This is a genomic window from uncultured Sphingomonas sp. (assembly GCF_937871615.1).
Classification (GTDB): domain Bacteria; phylum Pseudomonadota; class Alphaproteobacteria; order Sphingomonadales; family Sphingomonadaceae; genus Sphingomonas.
In genome coordinates this window covers 1-21641 of the sequence record NZ_CALMPA010000008.1, presented here as the reverse complement: position 1 = coordinate 21641, position 21641 = coordinate 1, and the positions used below count along the sequence as shown (strand labels likewise).

Sequence of the window (21641 nt, the reverse complement as noted above, 5' to 3'; positions counted from 1 at the left end):
ATGACCAGCGAAGCCATGATCGTTCGCCCGATCCAGCCCGGCGACCATGCGCGCTGGTTGCCGCTATGGGATGGGTATAACGCCTTTTACGGGCGCGCGGGCGATACCGCGCTCGCGCCGGAGATAACGCGCACCACCTGGACGCGCTTCTTCGATCCCTATGAGCCGGTCCACGCGCTGGTCGCCGAACAGGGGGGCCGGCTGCTCGGCTTCACGCATTATCTGCTTCACCGCAGCACCACCGCGATCGCGCCCAGCGTCTATCTTCAGGATCTCTTTGCAGCGAGCGACGCGCGCGGCAAAGGCGTTGGCCGGGCGCTGATCGAGGCGGTTTACGATTATGCGCGCACCGCCGGGGCGTCGCGCGTCTATTGGCAAACCCATGAAACGAACGAAACCGCGATGCGGCTCTATGATCGGATCGCGGAAAAATCGGGGTTCATCGTCTATCGCCACATGATCTGAAGGCGCGCGCCCGCGCAGGCCGTCGCCGCTCAGATGTGCCGCTTCTCCAGCTTGCGCGCCAGCGTCCGCCGGTGCAGCCCCAGCCGCCGCGCGGCCTCCGAAATGTTGAAATCGGTATCCACCAAAGTCTGATGGATATGCTCCCATTCCAGCGTCTTGATGCTCGTCGCGCGGGTGGCGATATCGGCGCCGGGATCGCCCGCCACCCGCGCGAACGCGGCTTCGATATCGTCGGTATTGGCGGGCTTGGTCAGGTAATTGGTCGCGCCCAGCTTGATCGCCTCCACCGCCGTGGCGATGCTGGCGAAGCCGGTCAGCACCACGATCCGCATCGCCGGATCAATCGCGTGGAGCATCTGCACGCAGGTCAGCCCGGATGCCCCGCCGCCCAGCCGCAGGTCGATCACCGCATGATCGGGGGCGAAGCGCCGCGCGGCTTCCTCCACGCCTTCCGGCCCGTTCAGCACCTCCACCTGATAGCCGCGCCGCTCGAACGATCGCCCGAGCGTGCGGGCGAACACCGCGTCATCCTCGACGATCAGCAGCCGGCCCGCGCTCATCTCCAATTCTCCTCGGCCCATTCGTCCGTGCCCCATTCGCCGCGCCCGGCATTATCCGCCGCCGCGTCCTCAAGCGCGAGCGCGGCGAGCGGCAGCCGCAGCGTCACGATCGCGCCGCGATGCGCATCGTTGCGCGCCTCCAGCGTTCCGCCCAGCGTGCGCAGCACATTGGTGGCGAGGAACAGCCCCAGCCCCGCGCCGCGCCGATCCTTGGTGCTCTGATACGGGCGCCCGATGCTGTCGAGGAAATCGGGGGGGAAACCGCGCCCGTTATCGCGCACGGCGATCACGATCTCCTCGTCGCCGTCGGCATCGTCGTCGAGCGCGAGCGTCAGGGTGATCGCGCTCGCCCCCGCCTCGATCGCATTGTCGAGCAGGTTGACCAGCGTTTGCGCCAGCGCGCGATCGGCCACGATCGGCGGATCGCGCCACAGGCAATCGTCGAGCGTCACCTGCCCCGCCCCGCCCCACCGCTCGATGATCCGCCCGACGAAGCGGCGCAGCGTGGTGCGCGCCGGCGCCTCCCCGGTCACTTCCCCGGCGGCGAACAGGATGCCGGCGAGGATTTCCTTGCAGCGCGCCACCTCCGTCTCAAGATCGGCGATCTCGGCGGCGAGGCGTGGGAAGGAGCGCGTATCCGCCTCGCGCCGCCAGTCCCCCAGCGTTACCGACAGGGTGGACAGAGGCGTGCCGAGTTCGTGCGCCGCGCCGCTTGCCAGCAATCCCATCCGCACGATCTGTTCCTGCTCCGCCGCGCGCTGGCGCATCGCGGCAAGGTGTGCGTCGCGCTGGCGCAGGTTGCGCGCGCTGCGGGTCACGAACGTCACCAGCAGCACCGCCGCCATCGTGAAGGTGAGCCAGCTTCCCACCATATAGGGCAATGACAACCGGCTGGCGAACCCGGCGGGCAGCGGCAGCGGGCGGTGGACCACCGCGAGTAGCGCGAACGCCCCGCTCGTCACCGCGACGAGCAGCCAGCTAGACCATGTTTCGAGCAGCACCGCGCCAAGCACGACCTGCAACAGGAACAGCGTGATGAACGGATTGGTCGCCCCGCCCGACAGCGCGAGCTGGACGCTCAGCGCCGTCACGTCGATCAGCAGCGCGCCGAGCAGCTCGGCATTGGTGACGGGGAAGCGCGCGGTGGCGAGCTGGACGAGGTTCAGCACCACCAGCCCGCCGATCGTCGTCAGCATCGGGGCGAGCGGCAGGCGGATGCCCATGCCGAATTCCACCGCCAGGATCGTCACGAGCTGCCCGCCCACCGCCAGCCAGCGCAGCAGGATCAGCAGCAGCAGGTTGCGCCGCGCGGCGTCGTCCGGGCGCTGCGCGGCGATCACTGCGCGCCCTTGCGCCACGCGCGCCACCCCAGCCAGGCGAGCAGCGCGGCCATCGCGAACCAGGTGAGCGCATAGCTCAGATGGCTGTTGCGGAAGGAAACGATGGTCAGCCCGCCGCGCGGCCAGCCATCGCCGTTCGCACCCGCGTCGATGAACCATGGCGCCACCGGCCCCAGCCCGCGCGCCGCCGCGATTCCCGCCACGTCGCGCGAATACCAGCGGCCCGCGGCGGGATCGTTGGCGCGCAGGAACCCCCCGCCCGGCTCGGTCAGCCGCAACAGCCCGGTAACGCTCGCCGCCCCGCTCGCGGCCGGCGCGCGCCCGCGCATGTCGGTCGGCACGAACCCGCGATTGACGATGATGCGGCCACCCGGCGTATCGAGCGGGGTCATCACCCAATAGCCGCCGCCAAGCGCCGTCACCGCCTGCACATAAGCGTCATGCCCGGAAAGCCATCGCCCGCGCGCCGTGACGCGGGTGTAGCTGTCCGCCGCGGTCGCGCGGTAGGCGGCGGGCGGCGCGGGCACCGGCGCGGCGGCGAGCTTTGCATCCACCTGCCGGATCAGCGCGCGCTTCCACTGCAATCGCTCGATCTGCCACACGCCGAGCGACAGGAAGCCGAGCACGCCCGCCGCCACCAGCAGCTTCGCGATCAGCGATCTCATCGCCGCCGCCTGAACGACACCGGCCCGCCCCGCCAATGTGGCGAAGCGGGCCGGGGAAAGACGACGGGCGAGGCCGTGCTCACATCGCGCCCATGTCCATCGTATGCGCCGCGGGGTGCGGCTCCGGCATCGCCGGCATCATGTGGTAATTCATGTTGACCATCACCCACAGCGAACCCGCCAGCCCGATCACGATGATGATGATCGTGAAGATCAGCGCCATCAGCGTCCAGCCGTTTTCGGAGCGCGCGTTCATGTGAAGGAAGTAGATCATATGGACGACGATCTGCACCATCGCGAACACCATGATGATCGCGGCGGTGATGCGGGTATCGGCGATCACGCCGCTCATCACCAGCGCGAACGGTATCGCGGTGAGCACCAGCGACAGCAGGAAGCCGGTGACATAATCGCGCCGCGTGCCGTGCGCCGCGCCGCCCGCGCCGTGATCGTCGGTTTCGTGTTGATGCGCGCTCATGCCATCGACCCCAGCAGATAGACGAAGGTGAAGACGCCGATCCACACGACGTCGAGGAAGTGCCAGAACAGCGACAGGCATTCCAGCCGCCGCACATTGGCCGCCATCAGCCCCTTGCGCGACACCTGCACCATCAGCACGATCAGCCAGATCGAGCCGAAGGTAACGTGCAGCCCGTGGGTGCCGACCAGCGCATAGAAGCTGGAGAGGAACGCCGAGCGCGACGGCCCCGCCCCTTCATGGAGCATGTGGGAGAATTCGTACAATTCCACCCCGAGGAAGCCCAGGCCGAACAGCAGGGTCACCACCAGCCAGCCGAGCGTCGCCTTCTGGCGCTTGGCATGGGCCGCGATCATCGCGAAACCGTAAGTGATCGACGAGAACAGCAAGAGCGCGGTGTTGAGCGCCACCAGCTTCAGGTCGAACAGTTCGTGCGAGGCGGGGCCGCCCGCGAAATTGCGGCCATAGACGCCCCAGGAGGCGAACAGCATCGCGAAGATCAGGCAGTCGCTCATGATGTAGAGCCAGAAGCCCAGCAGCGTGCTGCCCCCGCTCTCATGATGATGCGGCTCGGTCTCCCAATAAACCGGGGTGCCGTCGGCGGCGATCAGATTGCTTTGCGCCATGGTTCAGGCCCCCGCGTTCATGGTTGGCGCCGCCGCCAGCGCCTTCAGGCGCGCGGTCTCCGTCTCGGCCACTTCGGCGGCCGTGATGAAATAATCGCGATCATAGTTGAACGTGTGGAAGATCGCATAGCCGATCACCCCCAGCATCCCCAGCGCCGCCAGCCACCACATGTGCCAGATCATGCCGAACCCTGCCGCCGCGGAAAGCCCGGCGAGGATCACGCCCGCCCCGGTGTTGCGCGGCATATGGATGTCGATCCAGCCCTTGTCCGGCGCATATGCGCCGCGCGCCTTCATGTCCGCCCAGGCGTCGAGATCGTGGATCACGGGCGTGAACGCGAAGTTATAGTTCGGCGGCGGCGAGGAGGTGGACCATTCGAGCGAACGGCCGTTCCACGGATCGCCCGTCACGTCCGCCAGCGCCTCGCGGTTGCGGATGCTGACATAGATCTGGATGATGAAGGCCGCGATGCCCACCGCGATGATCGCGGCGCCGATCCCGGCGATGATGAACCAGATTTGCAGGCTCGGATCGTCGAACGTGCGCAGCCGGCGGGTGATCCCCATCAGGCCCAGGATATAGAGCGGGGTGAACGCCACCCAGAAGCCGATCACCCAGCTCCAGAAGCTCACCAGCCCCCATTTGCGATCGAGCTTGAAGCCGAACGCCTTGGGCCACCAGTAATTGATCCCCGCGAACATCCCGAACACCACGCCGCCGATAATCACGTTATGGAAATGCGCGACGAGGAACAGCGAGTTGTGCAGCACGAAATCGGCCGGGGGCACGGCGAGCAGCACGCCGGTCATGCCGCCGATCACGAACGTCAGCATGAAGGCGATCGCCCACATCATCGGCAGCTCGAAACGGATGCGGCCCTTGTACATCGTGAACAGCCAGTTGAAGATCTTCGCCCCCGTGGGGATCGAGATAATCATCGTGGTGATGCCGAAGAAGCTGTTGACCGTCGCGCCCGATCCCATCGTGAAGAAGTGATGCAGCCACACCAGATAGGAAAGGATGCAGATCACGATCAGCGCATAGACCATCGAGGTATAGCCGAACAGGCGCTTGCCCGAAAAGGTCGAGACGACTTCGCTGAACACGCCGAACGCCGGCAGCACGAGGATGTAAACCTCCGGATGCCCCCAGATCCAGATCATGTTCACGTACATCATCGGGTTGCCGCCCAATTCGTTCGTGAAGAAATGCGTATCGACGTAGCGATCGAGGCTGAGCAGCGCGAGCACCGCGGTCAGCACCGGGAAGGCGGCGACGATCAGCACGTTGGTGACGAGCGCGGACCAGGTGAAGACCGGCATCTTCATCATCGTCATGCCCGGCGCGCGCAGCTTCACGATCGTCGTAATCAGGTTGATCGCCGAAAGCGTGGTGCCGACGCCCGCTATCTGCAACGCCCATATATAATAATCGACGCCCACGTCGGGGGAGAAATCGAGGCCCGACAGCGGCGCCATCGCCAGCCAGCCGGTGCGCGCGAATTCGCCGATGAACAGGCTCGCCATCACCAGCATCGCGCCGGCGGCGGTCATCCAGAAGCTGAAATTGTTGAGGAACGGGAACGAAACGTCACGCGCGCCGATCTGGAGCGGCATGATATAGTTCATCAGCCCGGTGACCAGCGGCATCGCCACGAAGAAGATCATAATCACGCCATGCGCGGTGAAGATCTGGTCGTAATGGTGGGCGTTGAGATATCCCTCGCTGCCGCCGAACGCCATCGCCTGCTGGATGCGCATCATGATCGCATCGGCAAAGCCGCGCAGCAGCATCACGATGCCCAGGATCACATACATGATGCCGATGCGCTTGTGATCGACGGTGGTGAACCATTCGGTCCACAGATAACGCCACAGCTTGAAATAGGTGATCGCGCCAAAGAGCGCGATGCCGCCCAGCACGACGCCGGCGAAGGTCGCGACGACAATCGGTTCGTGATACGGAAACGATTCCAGCGACAGCCGGCCGAAGATCATTTTGGTCAAGGATTCGGACATGGCCTCAAGCCCCTGTCGCCGGCGCATGGGCGCCGTGCGACTGATGTGATTGGTGCGATTGCGGCGCGTCGGCGGCGGGAACCGTCGCGGGCGCCGGCGGCATCGGCATATGGCCGTGCATCGATTCGCTCATGCAGGTGGTGCCCGGCTTCACGCACATGTTCACCGCGCGATCGAACAGCCCGCGCTCGACGCCGCTGAAATAGGTCACCGGCACGCGCTCGCTCGGCTGTTCGAGCTTCAGGTAGCTCGCGGTATCGAGCCGCGCGCCGCCGCTCGCCTTGGCCTTGTCCACCCATTGCGTGAAGGCGGCATCGTTCACCGCATGGGTGCGAAAGCCCATGCCGGAGAAGCCGGCGCCACTGTAATTGGCGGACATGCCCAGATAATTGCCCGGCTTGTTGAGCACGGCGTGGAGCTTCGTCTCCATGCCCGCCATGGTATAGACCATGCCCGCCATCGCCGGGACGTAGAATGTGTTCATCACGCCCGATGAGGTCATGCGGAAACGCACCTGGCGATCGACCGGCACGACCAGTTCGTTGATCGTGGCGATGCCCTGTTCGGGATAGATGAACAGCCATTTCCAGTCGAGCGAGACGATCTGCACCTCAAGCGGCTTCTGCGCGGCGGGCACCTTCTGCCCCGGCGCCAGCCGATCGAGCGGGCGATACGGATCGAGCGTGTGCGTCGCCACCCAGGTCAGCGCGCCCAGCGCGATGATGATGAGCAGCGGGGCGGACCAGATGATAAGCTCCAGCGCGGTCGAATGATCCCAGTCGGGATGGTATTCGGCCTCGCGGTTCGACTCGCGATAGCGCCAGGCGAAGACCACGATCAGGATCATCACCGGAATGATGATGAGCAGCATCAGCCCGGTCGACCACAGGATCAGGTCGGCCTGCTGGCGCGCGACATCGCCGGATGGGTTCATGACCACCAGGTCGCAACCGCCCAGCGCCGCGAGGAGCGGCATGGCGAGCAATGCGCGGGGCCACTTCCAGTTTCGAGCCATTTTGTGCATGATGGTCACCGGCTAGATCGAATTGTGCAACTGCGAAATAGGACAATTTGTCCTATCCCCGGCCCGGAACAGCGAGCCTAAGGGAGCGTGATTTTCATTCGAGAGTTTATGCCAGATGGCCGAAGCGATTGCTAATTCCGGACCCCTCGGGCGCGACCCGCACGCGCCCCATGGCGCCCATCCCGTTCGTCCCGGCGAGATCGCGATCGGGGTAATCATCGGCCGAACCTCCGAGTTCTTCGATTTCTTCGTTTACGCGATCGCCTCGGTGCTCGTTTTCCCCGAGCTGATCTTCCCCTTCGTCGATCGCGTGACGGGTACGCTCTACTCGTTCGCCTTGTTTCCGCTGGCCTTCCTCGCGCGGCCGATCGGCACACAGATCTTCATGGCGATCGACCGCCGCCACGGGCGCGGAACGAAGCTCACCATCGCCTTGTTCCTGCTCGGCACGTCGACCGTGACGCTGGGCTTCCTGCCGGGCTATGCCACGATCGGGATGGCCTCGGTCGCGATCCTCGCGTTGCTGCGGATCGGCCAGGGCATCGCGCTGGGCGGCGCGTGGGATGGCCTTGCCTCGCTGCTCGCGCTCAACGCCCCGGCGAACCGGCGCGGCTGGTATGCGATGGTGCCGCAGCTTGGCGCGCCGCTCGGGCTGATCGTGGCGAGCGGGCTGTTCGCCTTCTTCATCGGCACGCTTGGCTTTGCCGATTTCATGAGCTGGGGCTGGCGCTATCCGTTCTTCGTCGCCTTCGCGATCAACGTCGTCGCGCTGTTCGCGCGGCTGCGCATGGTGGTGACGCCGGAATTCACCGAGATGTTCAAGTCGCGCGAGCTGACCCCCTCCCCCGTCGTCGCGACGGTGAAGGCGCAGTGGCGCAACATCATCATCGGCGCCTTCGCCCCGCTGGCGAGCTTCGCCCTGTTCCACATGGTCACGGTGTTTCCGCTGTCATGGGTCGCGCTGTTCACGCGGGAGAGCATCACGCGCTTCCTGGTGATCGAGATGGTCGGCGCCGCGTTCGGCGTCGCCGCGATCGTCGCCTCGGGCGCGCTGGCGGATCGGATCGGGCGGCGCTCGCTGCTCGGCTATACCGCCGCCGCGATCGCGGTATTCTCCGGCTTCGCGCCGCAGTTGCTCGATGCCGGCGGCGCGGGCGAGGCGGCGTTCATGGTGCTGGGCTTCATCCTGCTCGGCCTGTCGTTCGGCCAGTCGTCGGGCGCGGTGACGAGCAACTTCCCGAAGCGCGCGCGTTATACCGGCGCCGCGCTCACCTCCGATCTCGCCTGGCTGTTCGGCGCGGGCTTCGCGCCGTTCGCGGCGCTGGTGCTGGCGAAGGATTTCGGGCTGATCGCGGCGGGCGGCTATCTGCTGTCTGGCGCGATCGGCACGCTCGTCGCGCTGGCGCTCAACACCGAACTGGCCCGCCGCCTCGACTGATCTGCCACCACGGAGGGGAAAGCGTCACGGCGCCTTCCCCTCCGCCACCATCCGATCGGCAAAGGCGATCGCCTCCCGCTGCCGACGCCGCGCGATCGCATCGAGCCGCGCCAGCAGCACGCGATTGGTTTCTTCCGCGCTGGCATAGCCCTTGTCCGGCCCCGCCGCTTCCTTCGCGGCCTCCTTCCCCGCCTTTGCGAGCAGCAGCCGGAGCGCGCTATCCGAATAGCGGCGGCGATGCCCCACCACCTCGCCCTGGAAGAACACCGGCTCCAGCCACCCCTCCACCGCGCGTTCATACGCCGCCGCCTCGATCGAGCGCGGCGGCTCCGCCTCAAGCGCGCGTTTCCACGCCGCCGCGAAGCGCGGGCTGCGCTGGCGCAGCGCATAGGCCGCGCGCTTGGACACGCCCGCCACCGCGCACGCCTCGATCACGCAGCCGGTTCGGGCAAGCGCGCGCAGGAACCGCGCCCGCGCATTGGCATCCCATCCGCCACGCTCGCGCCCGTCGAACAGCCGGTCCTCAGCCGCCCCGCCATCGCCATCCAGCCGGGCGGCTTGCGCGGCGAGAAAGGCGCGCTGCTGCGCCGCCACCGCCTCCGCCCAGCGCGCGGCGAAATCGGGATCGCGCTGGCGGCGCTTATAGGCGGAGCCGGGATCGCGCCCGATCTCCGCCGCTGCCTTCCTCACATTCCCGGTAAGCCGCAGCGCGAGCAGAAACGCCGTCTCCGTCTCGGCACTCCAGCGTGAATAGGGCTTGACGATCATGCTGCCTCCCCATGAACAAGAAGGCGCGCCATCTATCGCATTTCCCCACTTGTAGGACAGCGCGTGCCCATCCCCGACGGGCAGGCGCGATAAAAGCATCGCGCGCACCGCGCCCCAGCCCCTTCCCCCCTGCCGCACCCGCTGCTATCGGCCTGCGCAATACGTCGCTCACACGCCCGCTTGGGCGCGCTCGCGCGGCGGCCCGGCGCCTTGCCGCGGCCACCGCCTTCCCGCCGCGCACAGGTTGGCCAGACCCTGGAAAGGACCAGCATGACCGCCATCGGCCACGATACGCTCGGCGCTCGCACCACGCTCGACGTGGGCGGCAAGACCTATGATTATTTCTCGCTCGCCAAGGCGGCGGAAAAGTTCGGGGATATTTCGCGCCTGCCCTTCTCGATGAAGGTGCTGCTGGAAAACATGCTGCGCTTCGAAGACGGCACCACCGTCACGCCCGAGGATGTGCAGGCGATCGTCGACTGGCAGAAGGAGCGCCACTCCGATCGCGAGATCCAGTATCGCCCCGCGCGCGTGCTGATGCAGGATTTCACCGGCGTGCCCTGCGTGGTCGATCTCGCCGCGATGCGCGATGCGATCACGAAGCTTGGCGGCGATGCGGCCAAGATCAATCCGCAGGTGCCCGTCCACCTCGTTATCGACCATTCGGTGATGGTTGACGAATTCGGCACGCCCAAGGCGTTCGCCGATAACGTCGATCTCGAATATGCCCGCAACAGCGAGCGTTACGAGTTCCTGAAATGGGGCAGCAAGGCACTGGATAATTTCCAGGTCGTGCCGCCGGGCACCGGCATCTGCCACCAGGTGAACCTTGAATATATCGGCCAGGCCGTGTGGTCATCGCGGGAAAGCGGCGATCATGCCAAGGCCGGCGCGACGATCGCCTATCCCGATACGCTCGTCGGCACCGATAGCCACACCACGATGGTCAACGGCCTTGGCGTGCTCGGCTGGGGCGTCGGCGGGATCGAGGCGGAAGCCGCGATGCTCGGCCAGCCGGTCTCGATGCTGATCCCCGAAGTCGTCGGCTTCAAGCTCACCGGCGCGCTGCGCGAAGGCATCACCGCCACCGATCTGGTGCTCACCGTCACGCAGATGCTGCGCGCGAAGGGCGTGGTTGGCCGCTTCGTAGAGTTCTACGGCCCCGGCCTCGCCTCGATGACGCTCGCCGATCGCGCGACCATCGCCAATATGGCGCCGGAATATGGCGCGACCTGCGGCTTCTTCCCGGTCGACGATCGCACGCTCGAATATATGCGCCTCACCGGGCGCCCCGACGAAACCGTCGCGCTGACCGAGGCTTATGCCAAGGCGCAGGGCATGTGGCGCGATGCCAATTCGCCCGATCCGGTGTTCACCGACACGCTTGAGCTGGATATGTCGAGCGTCGTTCCGTCGCTCGCCGGCCCGAAGCGCCCGCAGGACAAGGTGGCGCTCGATTCGGTCGATGATGTGTTCAACGGCGATCTCGCCAAGGTCTATAACAAGGCCGCGCCGGTGCGCGTGCCGGTCGAGGGGCTCGGCCACGATATCGGCGATGGCGATGTGGTGATCGCCGCGATCACTTCATGCACCAACACGTCGAACCCGTCGGTGCTGGTCGCCGCGGGGCTGGTCGCGCGCAAGGCGCGCGCCAAGGGGCTGAAGCCGAAGCCGTGGGTGAAGACCTCGCTCGCGCCGGGGTCGCAGGTCGTCACCGATTATCTCGACAAGGCCGGGCTAAGCGCCGATCTCGATGCGATCGGGTTCAACCTCGTCGGCTATGGCTGCACCACCTGCATCGGCAATTCGGGGCCGCTGGCCGCGCCGATCTCGGCGGCGATCAACAACAATGATCTCGTCGCCGCGAGCGTGCTGTCGGGCAACCGCAATTTCGAAGGCCGCGTCAGCCCGGACGTGCGCGCGAATTTCCTCGCCTCGCCGCCGCTGGTCGTCGCCTATGCGCTGAAGGGCACCGTAACCGAGGACATGGTCGGAACGCCGATCGGCCAGGGCTCGGATGGTTCGGATGTCTATCTCAAGGATATCTGGCCCACCAACGATGAAGTAAACGCGTTGATGACGGCCAATATCAACGATGCGATGTTCCGTGCACGCTATGGCAACGTCTATGCCGGCGATGCGAAGTGGCAGGAAATCAAGGTAGAGGGCAGCGACACTTACGGCTGGCGCGCGGGCTCAACTTATGTCGCCAACCCGCCTTACTTTGACGGGATGGAGATGACCCCCAAGCCGGTCACCGACATCATTGATGCGAAGCCGCTTGCCATTCTGGGCGATTCGATCACCACCGATCACATCTCTCCGGCAGGCTCGATCAAGGCGGATAGCCCGGCGGGCACCTATCTGCAGGAGCATCAGGTTTCCCGCGCGGATTTCAACAGCTATGGCGCGCGGCGCGGCAATCACGATGTGATGATGCGCGGCACCTTCGCCAATATCCGTATCCGCAACGAAATGGTTCCGGGCGTTGAAGGCGGCATGTCGCAGTATAACGGCGAAGTAATGCCGATCTATGATGCCGCGATGCGCCACAAGAACGATGGCACGCCTCTGGTTGTCATCGCGGGCAAGGAATATGGCACCGGCTCGTCGCGCGATTGGGCGGCGAAGGGCACCAATCTGCTTGGTGTGCGCGCGGTCATCACCGAAAGCTTCGAGCGTATCCACCGTTCGAACCTCGTCGGCATGGGCGTGCTGCCGCTCCAGTTCGCCGAAGGCGTCGATCGCAAGTCGCTGAAGCTGGACGGTTCGGAGACGTTCACCATCCGCGATGTCGCCGGGCTGCGCCCGCGTCAGGACGTGGAAGTCACCCTCACCCGCACCGACGGCAGCACGCAGACCTTCCTCACGCGCTGCCGCATCGACACCGTCAACGAGCTGGAATATTTCCTCAACGGCGGCATCCTGCAATATGTGCTGCGCAAGCTCGCCGCCTGATCCGCAAGGCCGGCTTCCGGCTCCTTAGCGGAGCCGGAAATGTCCAGAAGAAAGGCGCCCCGCAAATGCGGCGGCGCCTTTCTTATTTCGGAAATGCGATAATTTATTCTTATAAATGCGCGTGTTACGCCGCGTCGTCCACGCTGGCCCGGCGACGCCCCCAGGCCAGATAGACGATCAGGCCGAACACGTTCCACGCCACGAACGAAAGCTGCGTCACCTCCTGCAGACTGTTGAACAGATACAGGCAGCCGAGGATCGCCGCCGGTGCCACGATCCACGCCGCCGGGGTCCGGAAGCCCTTGCTCGGCGTTCCGCGCCGCCGCATCACCAGCACGCACGCCGCCACTGCGGTGAACGCGCAGAGCGTGCCGGCGTTGGCGAGGCTCGCGATCACGTCGAGCGGGGTGAGCGCCGCGATCACCGAAACGAACGCCGCCGTCACCGCGGTGATCCGCGCGGGCGTGCCACGGCTCGAAACCCTGGCGAGGCTGCCCGGCAGGAACCCGTCGCGCGCCATCACCAGGAAGATGCGGCTTTGTCCATAAAGAAAGCCCAGAATAACCGTAGGCAAAGCAATCGCCGCCGCCGCCGCGATGACGGTGGCGATGCGATCCTGCCCGATCTCGCGCAGGATCAGCGCCAGCGGCTCGGGCGAGTTGGAGAAGCGCGCGAAGCCAAGCGCCCCCACAGCCGCACCCGCCACGACGATGTAGATGACGGTGCACGCCGCCATCGAACCGATGATCCCGATCGCCAGATCGCGCTCCGGCCGCTTGGCCTCCTCCGCCGCGGTCGAAATCGCATCGAATCCGTAGAATGCGAAGAAGATGATCGCCGCCGCGCCCATCACGCCATATTTCACCCCGTTCTCGCCCGCGACGCTACCGTAGCCATAGGGTGCGAACGGATGGAGGTTCGCCGCGTCGAAATGCGGCAGCGCGACCGCGACGAACAGCGCGAGCGTCACGATCTTGAGCACGACCAGCGCGCTATTGATCCGCGCGCTTTCCTGCGTGCCGAGCGAGAGCAGCCCCGCGACCACCGCGATGATCGCGATCGCCGGCAGGTTTACGCCCAGTTCCGTCAGGCGCAGCGATCCGTCGAACAGGCTCCCCGCAACCGCCGGCCCGTGCGTCAACGCCGCGGGCAGCACGATCCCCAGCCCCTTGAGGAACCCGACCGCATAGCCCGACCAGCCGACCGCGACGGTCGCGACGACCAGCGAATATTCGAGGATCAGCGACCAGCCGACCACCCAGGCGAACACCTCGCCCAGCACCGCATAGCTATAGGTATAGGCGCTGCCCGACGCGGGAATCGCGGTCGCCATCTCGGCATAGCATAACGCCGCGCACGCGCAGATCGCCCCCGCGACGACAAAGCTCAGCAACACCGCCGGCCCGGCACGATCCGCGCCAACGCCGATCAGCGTCAGGATGCCGGTGCCGACGATCGCGCCCACGCCAAGCGCGACGAGATGCGGCCACGACAATGTGCGCGCCAGCGCGCGCTCCGGCGGCTGCTCGATGATCGTCTTGCGGCGTAACAGGCTGCCCATCCGTCCCCTTTCTCCATTCGTCCCCATGCCGGCTCGTAACAGATGGAACGATCGACGCAAACGCGGGCGCTAGCGATGCGCGCGTTCCGCCGCAATTCCGCAAGGCGGTTGCCAGCGTCGCGACCGTTGCTTACCGCCGCAGGATGCAGCCGCTTGACCAACAACAATCCACCGCGCGCGCCTGGTTCGAGGAGCTGCGCGATCTGATCTGCGCAGAGTTCGAGTCGATCGAGCGCGAAGCGGGTTCCGATGCGCGGTTCGACTATATCGCATGGGACCGCGCCGACCCGAGCGGGGCGCCGGGCGGCGGCGGGGTGCGCGGCGTGATGAAGGGGCGGGTGTTCGAGAAGGTCGGCGTCAATGTCTCGACCGTCGGCGGCGCGCTGGAGGGCGATTTCGCCCGGACGATCCACGGCGCGGGCGACGATCCGAGCTTCTTCGCCACGGGGATCAGCCTCGTCGCGCATATGGCGAACCCGCATGTTCCCGCCGTTCATATGAACACGCGCTTCCTCACCACGACGAAGCGCTGGTTCGGCGGCGGCGCCGATCTCAATCCCCCCTTGCCGATCGCGGAAGATACCGCCGATTTCCATGCCACGCTGAAAGCGGCGTGCGATGCGCATGATGCGGGCCATTATCCGCGCTTCAAGCAATGGGCCGACGATTATTTCTATATCCCGCATCGCAAGGTGCATCGCGGCGTCGGGGGCATTTTCTACGATCACCTGGAGGGCGATTTCGCCGCCAATTTCGCCTTCACGCAGGATGTCGGGCGCGCCTTTCTCGATGTGTTCCCGCGCATCGTGCGGCGGCGGATGAACCTGCCGTTCACCGATATGGAACTGGCGACGCAACGCGAATGGCGCGGGCGTTATGCCGAGTTCAACCTCGTCCATGATCGCGGCACGTTGTTCGGGCTGAAGACCGGCGGCAATATCGACGCGATCCTGATGAGCCTGCCGCCGATCGCCACCTGGAGCTGAGCGCGCGATGGGCCTGACGCCGGTTCCGAACGATCAGCTCGCCACGATCGTGACGACGCTGGAAATGACGCGCCGGCCGCCCCTGCGCCCCACCCCGCCGACGCCGCTGCGGCTGCTCCATTGGCCCGCACCCGATCCCGACAAATATCGCGCGCTGTTCCGGCGCGTCGGCGGCCCGTGGCTGTGGTATTCGCGGCTGGCGATGGATGATGCGGCGCTCGGCGGCATCATCCGCGATCCCGCCATCTCGATCTTCGCCGTTGTCGATCGCGCGGGCATCGAGGTGGGGATGGTCGAGCTGGATCACCGCCATGCCGAAACGTGCGAATTGGCCTATTTCGGGCTGGTGCCCGAACTGGCCGGCAAGGGGCATGGCCGCTGGCTGATGGGCGAGGCGCTGGCGCGGGCGTGGCGCGCAGGCGTCACGCGGATGCGAGTTAACACCTGCACGCTCGATCACCCTTCCGCGCTCAATTTCTATCGCGCGCAGGGATTTGTCGCGGTGAAGCGGACGATCGAAACCTTTCCCGATCCGCGCCAGCTCGGCCTGTTGCCGGCGGACGCCGCGCCTCACATCCCGTTATTGCCCGCCAGCCGCCGGTAAACCGCAATCCCGATCGCCAGAATGCCGAGATGGTAAGCGGTCGCCGTAGCCGCCATCCCCGCATCCACCAGCGCCAGCACGAAGGGATTCTCCCGACCAGCGGTACGCAGCACGTCATCGGCGCCCATCAACGGCGCAAGCACCAGATATTGCGCGAGGAAAAGCGTGACGATCGCCGCGAGCACGCCCCACCAGTCACGGCGCATCAGCCGCCAGCTCCGCCCCACCGCGCGCCGCGCGCTGATCGGTGATTCGACGACAAGCGCCGGGATCGCCGCGATCAGCCGCGCCTGAATATAAAGCCCCGGCAACACGAACAGCCACAGCCCAAGGCCGACCGGGATCGAGATCAGCAGATCGGCGAGCAGGAAGCGCCCGAAACGTCGTCCCGCCGTTGCCAGCGCGGTCTTCACGTCCGGTCGCGCGGGGTGGATCAGCAGAATCGCGAGCGCGGCGAGGCCATAGATGCCGATCGCATCCGCCAGCAGATACCAGCCGGCATTGCCCTGTCCCCAGGCGGATAGCTGCTCCAGCCACGTCTGCATCGCCGCCTGATCGCGCGGCCCCTGCGGCAGCGCTGGCGGCGGGGCGGCGAGCAACTGCACCGCGAATGCCGGCAGAAAGACGAAGGGCGCCGCGACACGCAGCACCAGATCGCCCTCACGGCGCAAAACACTCCACGCGTCGCTAAGGACACGGCCAAGGGTGAGCATCATGCGTTGTCGAGGCGTTCGCGCGCGGCGAGATAGAATTGCGTGCTGAACGTCGTTTGCAGCACGCTGAAACCGGCGGTGGCGATGCCCGTCGCCAGCGCGAGCAGCAGCATCGTCCACATGCGCCCGCCATCGCCGAACACGATCTGCGCCACGCTGCCGAGCACCCAGGTGATCGCCGTCAGCACGATGATCGCGACGATCGCATAGAGCAGCATCAGCCCGATCAGCTTGAGCGTGCTGCCCCGCGTCAGCGCGAAGGAGCGCGCGAAAGCGCCCAGCCCGCGCCGCTCGTTGGTCACCACCGCGAACAATGGCAGCAGCCGCGCGCTCAGCCACAAGGCGGCGAGAGACAGCACCAGCAACAGCGGCGGCACCGCGGCGGAGGCCGAGGCATTGAGCGACGACGCCGACACCCCTTGCTCCAGCCGCGCCACATCGACGCTGCCCGCGATCAGATAGATCAGCGGAACCACCACGACGACGAAGGTTGCCGCCACCGCCACCAGCAGCACCGCGATGCCGGCTGGCAGACGACGGCGACCGATCGCGATCGCGTCATGCCGATCCACCGCCGGATCGCTCGTCATCGCCGTCATCGCCAGCGTGCCCCATATAGCCAGCACGGCCACCACCAGCCCCACCACGAACGCCAGCAGCTTCAGCGAGCCCATCGGGCTTTCGCCCGCCGCGGCGCGCATGATCGCCTGCAACATGCTGGGTGCGAACAGGAACAACCCGGCGAGCCAGGCGAGCAAGCTGGCCCGGCCGGCGATCACCTCGGTCGTCCGATCCCAAACCGCGCCGATCCGTATCATCAAGGTCTCCTGTCTGCGTGCCAAACCTAGCGCATCGTCCACATGCTTGCCAATCGAGCGTATCGACCGCATTTCGCATTGCGTGAAACAGGAAGCCGTTATCGAGTGGCGCGTGTCGCCGGGTCTGACCGATTATGCCGTATCGCTTGCCGAGATGGAGGCCCGCGCGGCAGCCGTCGCGGCGCATCAGGCCGATGAGCTGATCTGGCTGCTCGAACATCCCCCCGTCTATACCGCCGGGACCAGCGCCGACCCCGCGGAGCTGATTGATCCCCGCTTTCCGGTGGTCAACGCCGGGCGCGGCGGGCGCTACACCTATCACGGGCCGGGCCAGCGCGTGGGCTATCTGGTGCTCGATCTCGCGCGGCGCGGGCGCGATGTGCGCCATTTCGTCCATTCGCTCGAAGGCTGGGTGATCGCGGCGCTGGCGCGGCTCGGGATCGAAGGTTTTCGCGCGGAAGGGCGCATCGGCATCTGGACGATTGATCGCAACGGAAATGAAGCGAAGATCGGCGCGATCGGCGTCCGCGTGCGCCGCTGGGTGACGATGCACGGCTTTTCGGTGAATCTCTCGCCCGATCTCGGCCACTTTGGCGGAATCGTGCCTTGCGGCATCGCGGAATATCCCGTCACCAGCGCAAAAGCGCTCGGTGCGCCGCACGATCTTGCAACTTTCGATGCCGCGCTGGCGTTGACCCGCGACGACTTTCTCCACGGCCTTCCGGGCACTCGTGAAAACGAGACTTGAGGGCGCGGACGGATGCGACTAATATCCCCCTCGATTTGGGGATTAACGGGGCACACGCCGTCCTAAATCTACTGTCTAGGGAGCTCTCAATGCGTGCACTTTCCAAGATCCTGACCGGCTCGGCCATCGTGGCAGCTGCTCTGGCCGTTTCGGCCTGCGGCTCGAAGACCGAGACCGCGACCGAGAACACCACCATCACCGATATGAATGCCACCGAAGGCATGGACACCACCACCGACAACATGACGGCGGTGGACAGCTCCATGAACGCTGGCGCGATGTCGAACGATGCGGGTGCGGTCGACGCGAATGCGGCGGCTCCGGCCGGCAACGCACACTGATCTGCCCGCAAGGCAAATCATATCGCGAAAAGGGGGTGTCCGGGAAACCGGGCGCCCCCTTTTTTCGTGCCTGAGCGAATTTCCCCGCATCACCGCCCCGCACCCGCAATGCGGCGGGCCGAGTCTGCGACATGACGAATCGGGCTTGGGTTAATGCGCCAACGGGCCTAGAATCCCGCGCGATGCGTGGGAGAATTTCGATGTTGTTGGGGCAGATTGTCGGCGCAGGCGTGGCCGCAGCGGCGCTATTGGGCGCGACACCGGCTGCCGCGCAATTCTTCATGCAGGCAAAGGATATGTCGGGCGCGCCGGTCGTCGGCAACGAACCCGGCCTCGGCCCGGCGCTGCCGGGCGCCACGCTGGAGGAACAGAAGGCGGCGGTAACCTGGAACGTCCGCGCCGCGCTCAATGTCGCCGCGCTGCAATGCCAGTTCGAGCCGACGCTGATGACCGTCAGCAATTACAATGCGATGCTGACCGATCACAAGACCGAGTTGAAGCATTCGTGGGATGTGCTCACCAAATATTTCGCGCGCCTCAACAAGACGCCGAAGGCCGCGCAAAACGCGCTCGATCAATTCGGCACCAAAACCTATTCGAGCTTCACCACGGTCGCCGCGCAATATAATTTCTGCCTCGCCGCAAACGATGTCGGTCGCGAAGTGGTGTTCGCGCCGCGCGGCGATTTCGGCAAGGTCGCGCTGCAGCGCATCCGCGAACTCCGCAACAGCCTGACGCCATGGGGCGAACAGCGCTTCCCGCGCTTCATCTATCCGCAAGTGACGCTGCCGCGCCTTGACGCGATCTGCTGGAAGAATGGCGACTGGCAGGTGAAGAAGTGCGGCGCGCAGAATTTCCCGCCAGCGGGCGTTGGAATCGCCCAGCGCTGATCCGCCGCTGGGGGACGCGCGAACCTAGCCGCGCCCGCCCTCGTCCCTAGCGGAGGCCAAGCATCTTGTGCGTTTGCAGCGTCAGCCGCCAGCGCGGGCGCTGCATGACGAGTGCTACGGCAGCGTCGCGGTTCGCCTCCGCATCAGGATCGTCCAGCGGCTGGATCAGGAGGTGCGGGAAATCCCATTCCTCCATCGCATCCACGTCGCTCCCCGCCTGCGGCCAGACCAGCTTCAGCTCATCGCCCGAACGCTGCACCGTTTCGCTGCCCGCCTTGGGGCTGATGCACACCCAGTCGATGCGCGGGTGCACCGCAAGTGTGCCGTTGCTCTCGATCGCGATGAAGAAATTGGCGGCGTGGAGCGCATCGACCAGCGCATCGTCCACCTGAAGCATCGGCTCGCCGCCGGTCAGCACGACGAAGCGCTCCGCATCGCCGCCGTCCCACATCCGCGTAACCGCCTCCACCAGCGCGGCGGCGTCCGCGAAACGCCCGCCGCCCAGCCCGTCCATCCCGACGAAATCGGTGTCGCAAAAGCGGCAGATCGCGCTCGCGCGGTCCTCCTCGCGCCCCGTCCACAGATTGCACCCCGCGAATCGCACGAACACCGCGCGGCGCCCCGCCTGCACGCCCTCGCCCTGGAGCGTCAGGAACATTTCCTTGACCGCGTAGCTCATCACGCCACCGGCGGCGTCACCGCATAAGCGGTGGGATCGGGAACCCCCGCCTCGACGAACCCCTTGTGGCGCAGGCGGCAACTGTCGCACAGCCCGCAATGCAGCCCGTCCGGCGTCGGATCATAGCAGGACCAACTCACGCCCATGTCGAGCCCCAGCCGGGCGCCTTCACGCACCACATCGGCCTTGCTCATCATCTGCAGCGGCGCGCGAATACGGAATGGCGCGCCCTCCACCCCGGCCTTGGTCGCGAGTTCGGCCAGCGTTTCGAAGCCGGCGATGAATTCCGGGCGGCAATCGGGATAGCCCGAATAATCGAGCGCGTTGACGCCGACATAGATGTCGCGCGCGCCGCTCGCCTCGGCCCAGCCCAGCGCCAGGCTGAGAAAGATCGTATTGCGCGCGGGAACATAGGTGATCGGTATCCCCTCCCCCACGCCGTCCTTCGGCACGGCGATGTCGTCGGTGAGCGCGGAGCCGCCGAATGCGCGCAGATCGAGCGGAAGGACGACATGGCGTTCGGCGCCCAGCATTTTGGCCACACGATGCGCCGCGGCCAGTTCCACCTGATGGCGCTGGTTATAATCGACCGAAAGCGCAAGGATGCGGAAACCGGCTTCCCGCGCGAGTGCCGCGGAAACCATCGAATCAAGGCCGCCCGAAACCAGGACGACCGCCAGCGGAGTTTGGCTTGTCATAAGCTGATACCGGCTAGGCGCTTGCCGGCTCGCGCGCAAGAAAAAGGGCCGCCCGAAAGCGGCCCGAAGGGAATACGGCCGTTGCCAGCCGGATCAGGGAGAAAGCGTGCTCCAAGAAAAGCACCCCCCTTCCTAAGCCCGTCAGCGTTAACGGAGCGCTAACGCGGCGCTCAACATTTTCCGGTGCGGCGGCCTTCGAAATCGAAATCGAACGGCGCACCCTTCATCAATCCCTGGGTCTGAAGGCGGATCAGATTGCGATCCTCCACCTTGATCGTCGTGCGGCCATAACCCTGTCCGGGGCAGCTATATTGCACCGTCAGGCTGTTGGGCCGATCCTCGATCACATATTGGGTGCATTGCGCCGATCCGTGGATCAATTGCAGCAGCAGCCTGGGATCGCGCACGCAGATCGCGCGGGCGGATGCGGCGTTGCCGATCTCATGCAACGACCAGGCCCCGCGCTCGATCTCGCCGAGCGCGGCCATCCGCACCTCCTGCGCGCCGACGCCAGCGGCGACCGCGACGAGCAACAATGCCGCCGAACGAACTGGACCGAATCGTTTCACGCGCGAAATCATATCATGATTCATCGCTTGCCAGGCCCATTTTGTCGCCAGCGCCGATCGGCACGGGAAAGACGGTGGAGCAAAAACGACAATCCACCGAGATCGTCCCCGCCTCATCCGCCATCTCGATTTGCTGTTCCAACGGGAACCGCCCGATTACCGAGGCGATATGCTCAGCGGTGCACCGGCAACCGCGCACGATCGCGTTTTCGCCGATGACGCGCACCTCGCGTTCTTCGTTGAACAGGCGCCATATGAGCGTTTCCAGCGGCAGCCCCGGATCGCAAAGTTCATCGGCGCCCGTCGTCGCGCCAAGCGCCACGACATGCTCCCATTCGGGATGATCGTGGCGCACATGCAGCCGCTCACCGCCCGCGTCGCCTTCGGGCAGATGCTGGAGGAACAGCCCCCCGGCGCAGACATGCCCGCCACGCCGGCGGATGCCGACACGCACGAGGCTCGGGATCTGTTCGGACTGGATGAAATATTGCTCCGCGGCCTCAGCCAGCGAATCGCCATCGAGCGGCACGATCCCCTGATATCGCTCGCCGCTTGTCGCCAGATCGAAGGTGATCGCGAGATAGCCCTGCCCGAACAGCGCGAACAGGGTTGGTTCGGCGGGCGCGCTGGCGAGCCGATCGGCATCGAAATCGACATAGCCGCGCAGTTCGCCGCCGCGATAATCGACCACCA

At 65.8% G+C, this 21641-nt stretch carries 23 protein-coding genes; 8 read left to right on the top strand and 15 right to left on the bottom strand.

Annotated features, from left to right (window positions below):
• On the top strand, positions 1–465 hold the full coding sequence (locus Q0316_RS00865; protein ID WP_298668243.1) for a GNAT family N-acetyltransferase: 465 nt from the start codon (positions 1–3) through the stop codon (positions 463–465).
• Between the two features lie 29 nt (positions 466–494).
• Here Q0316_RS00865 and Q0316_RS00860 read toward each other — a convergent pair whose 3' ends face one another.
• The 7 genes from Q0316_RS00860 to cyoA all read right to left on the bottom strand — a co-directional run bounded on the left by Q0316_RS00860 (position 495) and on the right by cyoA (position 7129).
• On the bottom strand, positions 495–1025 hold the full coding sequence (locus tag Q0316_RS00860) for a response regulator transcription factor (protein ID WP_298668239.1): 531 nt from the start codon (positions 1023–1025) through the stop codon (positions 495–497).
• The gene (locus tag Q0316_RS00855; protein ID WP_298668236.1) at positions 1022–2383 is read right to left on the bottom strand and encodes an ATP-binding protein; all 1362 of its coding nucleotides are present in this window, start codon (positions 2381–2383) and stop codon (positions 1022–1024) included. Before Q0316_RS00855 ends, Q0316_RS00860 begins: the two co-directional genes overlap by 4 nt.
• Entirely contained in the window at positions 2362–3030 is a 669-nt protein-coding gene (locus tag Q0316_RS00850) for an SURF1 family protein (protein ID WP_298668233.1), read from the bottom strand. The genes Q0316_RS00855 and Q0316_RS00850 overlap by 22 nt, the downstream gene beginning before the upstream one ends.
• Before the next feature lie 79 nt (positions 3031–3109).
• On the bottom strand, positions 3110–3508 hold the full coding sequence (gene cyoD / locus Q0316_RS00845; RefSeq protein WP_298668231.1) for a cytochrome o ubiquinol oxidase subunit IV: 399 nt from the start codon (positions 3506–3508) through the stop codon (positions 3110–3112).
• Positions 3505–4134 carry a cytochrome o ubiquinol oxidase subunit III gene (cyoC, locus tag Q0316_RS00840; RefSeq protein ID WP_298668228.1) on the bottom strand — a complete coding sequence of 210 codons (630 nt, stop codon included), beginning with the start codon at positions 4132–4134 and terminating at the stop codon, positions 3505–3507. The genes cyoD and cyoC overlap by 4 nt, the downstream gene beginning before the upstream one ends.
• A 3-nt stretch (positions 4135–4137) precedes the next feature.
• A complete protein-coding gene (cyoB, locus tag Q0316_RS00835; RefSeq protein WP_298668225.1) occupies positions 4138–6153 on the bottom strand; it encodes a cytochrome o ubiquinol oxidase subunit I in 2016 nt (671 codons plus the stop codon).
• 4 nt (positions 6154–6157) lie between these two features.
• Complete coding sequence (cyoA, locus tag Q0316_RS00830; protein WP_298668222.1) at positions 6158–7129, bottom strand: ubiquinol oxidase subunit II; 972 nt, start codon at positions 7127–7129, stop codon at positions 6158–6160.
• Between the two features lie 163 nt (positions 7130–7292).
• Here cyoA and Q0316_RS00825 point away from each other — a divergent pair, with 163 nt between their 5' ends.
• Positions 7293–8615, top strand: coding sequence for an MFS transporter (locus tag Q0316_RS00825; protein WP_298668218.1), 1323 nt, complete (start codon positions 7293–7295; stop codon positions 8613–8615).
• Between the two features lie 24 nt (positions 8616–8639).
• Here the strand turns inward: Q0316_RS00825 and Q0316_RS00820 are convergent, their stop codons facing one another.
• The gene (locus tag Q0316_RS00820) at positions 8640–9383 is read right to left on the bottom strand and encodes a hypothetical protein (protein WP_298668215.1); all 744 of its coding nucleotides are present in this window, start codon (positions 9381–9383) and stop codon (positions 8640–8642) included.
• A 270-nt stretch (positions 9384–9653) separates the two neighbouring features.
• Between Q0316_RS00820 and acnA the strand changes: the two genes are divergently transcribed.
• Positions 9654–12341, top strand: coding sequence for an aconitate hydratase AcnA (gene acnA / locus Q0316_RS00815; RefSeq protein WP_298668213.1), 2688 nt, complete (start codon positions 9654–9656; stop codon positions 12339–12341).
• 124 nt (positions 12342–12465) lie between these two features.
• On the opposite strand, the gene Q0316_RS00810 is transcribed toward acnA, so the two are convergent.
• Complete coding sequence (locus Q0316_RS00810) at positions 12466–13902, bottom strand: amino acid permease (protein ID WP_298668211.1); 1437 nt, start codon at positions 13900–13902, stop codon at positions 12466–12468.
• A gap of 143 nt (positions 13903–14045) precedes the next feature.
• Here Q0316_RS00810 and hemF point away from each other — a divergent pair, with 143 nt between their 5' ends.
• A complete protein-coding gene (gene hemF / locus Q0316_RS00805; RefSeq protein ID WP_298668208.1) occupies positions 14046–14888 on the top strand; it encodes an oxygen-dependent coproporphyrinogen oxidase in 843 nt (280 codons plus the stop codon).
• 7 nt (positions 14889–14895) lie between these two features.
• On the top strand, positions 14896–15492 hold the full coding sequence (locus Q0316_RS00800) for a GNAT family N-acetyltransferase (RefSeq protein ID WP_298668205.1): 597 nt from the start codon (positions 14896–14898) through the stop codon (positions 15490–15492).
• Here the strand turns inward: Q0316_RS00800 and Q0316_RS00795 are convergent.
• Positions 15459–16208, bottom strand: a complete 750-nt coding sequence (locus Q0316_RS00795; RefSeq protein ID WP_298668202.1) for a glycerophosphoryl diester phosphodiesterase membrane domain-containing protein — start codon at positions 16206–16208, stop codon at positions 15459–15461. The genes Q0316_RS00800 and Q0316_RS00795 overlap by 34 nt on opposite strands.
• Entirely contained in the window at positions 16205–17023 is an 819-nt protein-coding gene (locus Q0316_RS00790; RefSeq protein ID WP_298668199.1) for a hypothetical protein, read from the bottom strand. Before Q0316_RS00790 ends, Q0316_RS00795 begins: the two co-directional genes overlap by 4 nt.
• An 82-nt stretch (positions 17024–17105) precedes the next feature.
• On the opposite strand from Q0316_RS00790, the gene lipB reads away from it, so the two are divergent.
• The 3 genes from lipB (at position 17106) to Q0316_RS00775 (ending at position 19002) form a co-directional block, all read left to right on the top strand.
• Positions 17106–17771, top strand: coding sequence for a lipoyl(octanoyl) transferase LipB (gene lipB, locus Q0316_RS00785; protein ID WP_298668196.1), 666 nt, complete (start codon positions 17106–17108; stop codon positions 17769–17771).
• Positions 17772–17860: 89 nt separating this feature from the next.
• The gene (locus tag Q0316_RS00780; protein ID WP_298668194.1) at positions 17861–18112 is read left to right on the top strand and encodes a hypothetical protein; all 252 of its coding nucleotides are present in this window, start codon (positions 17861–17863) and stop codon (positions 18110–18112) included.
• Positions 18113–18312: 200 nt separating this feature from the next.
• On the top strand, positions 18313–19002 hold the full coding sequence (locus Q0316_RS00775) for a hypothetical protein (RefSeq protein WP_298668191.1): 690 nt from the start codon (positions 18313–18315) through the stop codon (positions 19000–19002).
• Positions 19003–19048: 46 nt separating this feature from the next.
• On the opposite strand, the gene queE is transcribed toward Q0316_RS00775, so the two are convergent.
• From queE to Q0316_RS00755, 4 genes are all read right to left on the bottom strand, one after another.
• Positions 19049–19681, bottom strand: a complete 633-nt coding sequence (queE, locus tag Q0316_RS00770; protein WP_298668188.1) for a 7-carboxy-7-deazaguanine synthase — start codon at positions 19679–19681, stop codon at positions 19049–19051.
• Positions 19681–20379: a 7-cyano-7-deazaguanine synthase QueC gene (gene queC, locus Q0316_RS00765; protein ID WP_298668186.1), complete on the bottom strand. Its 699-nt coding sequence runs from the start codon at positions 20377–20379 to the stop codon at positions 19681–19683. The genes queE and queC overlap by 1 nt, the downstream gene beginning before the upstream one ends.
• Positions 20380–20549: 170 nt before the next feature.
• Positions 20550–20948 carry a hypothetical protein gene (locus Q0316_RS00760; RefSeq protein ID WP_298668182.1) on the bottom strand — a complete coding sequence of 133 codons (399 nt, stop codon included), beginning with the start codon at positions 20946–20948 and terminating at the stop codon, positions 20550–20552.
• 13 nt (positions 20949–20961) lie between these two features.
• On the bottom strand, positions 20962–21641 hold a 680-nt coding region (locus Q0316_RS00755; RefSeq protein WP_298668179.1), incomplete at its 5' end, for an Hsp33 family molecular chaperone HslO.